Annotated in this window: 2 protein-coding genes; one reads left to right on the top strand and one right to left on the bottom strand. The window is 34.3% G+C overall.

Annotated features, from left to right (window positions below; translation table 11 throughout):
• Positions 1-445: 445 nt before the first annotated feature.
• Positions 446-2,077, bottom strand: coding sequence for a T9SS type A sorting domain-containing protein (locus tag H0V01_11530; protein ID MBA2584002.1), 1,632 nt, complete (start codon positions 2,075-2,077; stop codon positions 446-448).
• Between the two features lie 169 nt (positions 2,078-2,246).
• Here H0V01_11530 and H0V01_11525 point away from each other — a divergent pair, with 169 nt between their 5' ends.
• A complete protein-coding gene (locus H0V01_11525) occupies positions 2,247-2,981 on the top strand; it encodes a hypothetical protein (protein MBA2584001.1) in 735 nt (244 codons plus the stop codon).
• Positions 2,982-3,164 lie beyond the last annotated feature (183 nt).

Raw genomic sequence — 3,164 nt, 5'->3', positions numbered from 1 at the left:
TTGGTTTGCAAACAGCTCTTTTATAATTTCATGTTTCTCCGACTCGCTGAAAAGTCTATTCGATTTTTGAATGATTTTTTTGTCCATTTTACACTTTTTTAGTGTAAACCTATTTCAGGACAAGACACGTTGTCAGCTGCAATAAGTAAATTTTCTATGCATTTTAAATGTTTATTGCATTATTAATTAGCTTCAAATCTCCGTCATTTCATTTTGTCTCAAACCCACTATTCATCACACTTTGGCAAAATTCAAAGAGCTGATTTCCCCTTTTAAAGTTGATACGTTGGATTAATAATTTGGTTTTATAATGGTTTGCATCTTACCGAAGAATTGGATTAAAAATCACAAAACGACAAAATTGGAGAGCCGCTACAAAAGATTGTTAAAAGTAAACAATTTTAAAAAAGTGGAAAATGCATCATATTGCCATCCAATCTGTTTTTTATTTTAAAACAATTCTCTTGACCACTTTATTTTTTCCGTTAAAAATTTCAATAAAATAAATTCCTTCGGAATGCTTTCCGAGATCAAACGTTTTATGGTACTCTCCTTCAAAATGAGAAATTGTTTCAGTATAAATTACTTGTCCTCTTAAATTTACCACATTTAATTTAAACTTACTTTTTTCAGTTGTACTATAGTTTATATGAAAAGCCCCATTGGTTGGATTTGGATAAACTAGCAATGAAGCAAATGGATAACCTGATAATTCATTAACATCAATGGATGCTTGAGCGGTATCGTACTTGATCTTGAATAGAAATACTTGATCGTTACCTATCAATGAAAAAGAACCAAAATTAAAATTTCCTCCAAACGCTCCGGTAACATAAAGATCACTGCGATTGTTTCCAACTAAATCTATGCCATGACCTCCACCACCAGAGGAACCTTTCACCCATTTTAAATTACCATCTGTGTTGTAATTTGCTAAGAACATATCAGGTCCGTATGGGTTTGTTGAATAGATAGTTTGAGTATCGAATACTGCATTACCTCCTCCATAGGAAGCGAAGCAACCTGTAGCAAATACATTTCCGTTATTATCTGCATATAGCCCACGTAGTATATCTACACCATTACTTCCAGCAGTTTTCACCCATTGGCAATTGCCGAGAGAATCATATTTAGCCACAAAAAGATCACTTGAGCAATTCATAGGGGAAGTAACACTTATCGTATCAAAACATGAAACAGAGGAACCTTCATAAGCGCCATAATTCCCGCCAATAAAGATTTCTCCTTTGTTATTTACTCGAATGGCTTTAGGCTGTTCATGGTCTAATCCCTTTATAGTCTTAACCCACTTTAAATTGGCGTTAGGATCATATTTGATGATATATCCATCTGCATTTCCTGAAGTCGCTATTTGAACTGAATCAGTAATGTATGGAAAACCATAAAAATCTCCAGTTGTATAAATATTTCCATCTTTATCAAGACACATGTCAAAATTAGTTTCTGAAGTAGTAGGGCAAAAAAATTCTTTCACCCATAAAAAAGTGCCATCAGATGAATATTTGGCTATAAATGCTTCTTTTTGCATCGTATGCCCTTCAAATAAAGAATCTCTCCAACAGTATCCGGCAATATAAATCTCATCATTTTGATTAATGCAAATTTCGTAAGGTACAGCTTGTAAGCATGGTCGTTTACTGAATAATAAATTTCCATTCGGGTCATATTTCATAAAATACATGCCTCCGCCTGTAAACATACTATTTTCATATTGCATATTGCCATTAAAATTTCCAGTAACAAAAACATTCCCAGCTTTGTCCACTGTATTTATTACCCTGATAGCTTTATGCTTTGAATAAAATATTTTCTGCCATTTTAAATTGCCTGCGCTATCGTATTTTAAAATAAAGCCGCCGATATCGGTAGAATCAGGATGATGATATGGCCCGGTAAAACTGCCGGATACAAATACCTCATTATCCTTAGAATTTGAAATGGACCATCCGTAACTATTTAGCGAAAAACTTTTATTCCTTGCCCATTCAAAGGAAGGCTGAGCATGCGCTGATGAAACGTATAACAATAGAAAATATATAAAAAGGAGAATACGCATTTGTTTAAGAATTACACTTTTAATACTCAAAAATATTGCCTTAATATTCGGTTCGGTAAAAAAAGGCTAAAAAGCTGTATTTAATAGCTGAATGTTATAAAATGTTCGATATTCGTTGGAAGTGAGATTTAATATTGTATATTTATTTCCTCAAATAAAACCCCAAAGCATGAAAAAAACTATCTACTTTCTGATTTTCATAGGATTAACAGGGCTTGCAAAAGAAATTTTAGCGCAGCAGCCTATTTCCCAACTATTCTATGCTCAAAATTATTGGATGCCATCTTTAGGACATGGTGGGCAATTAGAAAGTTATTGGACAGATATCAAAGCAAGTGGTGTAAAATATATTCGCATAGGAGGCAAAGCTTATGACGGATCCACTATGTGGTCTAACCCTGTATTATTAGAAATAATAGATACTATCAGGGCCAGGGGATTTGAACCGATAATACAGGTTCCTATAAGAACTGATCAATCCATAAGCCAAAATGCAATCAATGATTCGAGTATTGTTCATGAAATAAATGTTAATAAGGCAAGAAATATTATTTACTGGGAAATTGGCAATGAACCTAATGATGCTTATTCTAGCCCATACAATTCCAATGCAACAATTGCGGAATATATTAAAAAAGTTTCAACAGCTATGAAAGGAGCACTCGGGCAATCAGGAATAAAGATAATTGGGCCATGTTTGTCTTATTATGATTATCCCAAATATGCTTCTTTTCTGGGAGGTGTGGATAATATTACAGGTTCGGGCGCAAATGGATATTATATTGATTATGTTGGATTTAATACTTATCCGTTCAGTAAGGCTCAATTACAAGCGGGAACTGCCCGCATACCCGCAGGTGGGGCTGGTTTGCAGCGTTTCTGTCCACCGAGCAGCGAAAGATAATAGAAAGTAATGACTTTTCAAAATGCACCAAGCACCCCACTTGAGGGTATGCAGTGTTGGCGGAAGGCTTTTATTTTGTAATTGTTCCATAATAGCGGTCATTCATTATTTTAATATATTCTTCTATTGTATTTAATCCAACTTCCTTCCTTTTCAAGTTAACATTTTCTGGGTCGAGAAGTG

It is taken from the genome of Bacteroidota bacterium (assembly GCA_013696965.1).
Lineage (GTDB): Bacteria > Bacteroidota > Bacteroidia > JACCXN01 > JACCXN01 > JACCXN01.
This window is presented reverse-complemented; position numbering and strand designations above follow the sequence as displayed.

Excerpts from the sequence above, each read along its gene's own strand:
- H0V01_11525 (MBA2584001.1), top strand. The coding sequence starts at position 2,247 with ATGAAAAAAACTATCTACTTTCTGATTTTCATAGGATTAACAGGGCTT.
- H0V01_11530 (MBA2584002.1), bottom strand. The coding sequence starts at position 2,077 with ATGCGTATTCTCCTTTTTATATATTTTCTATTGTTATACGTTTCATCA.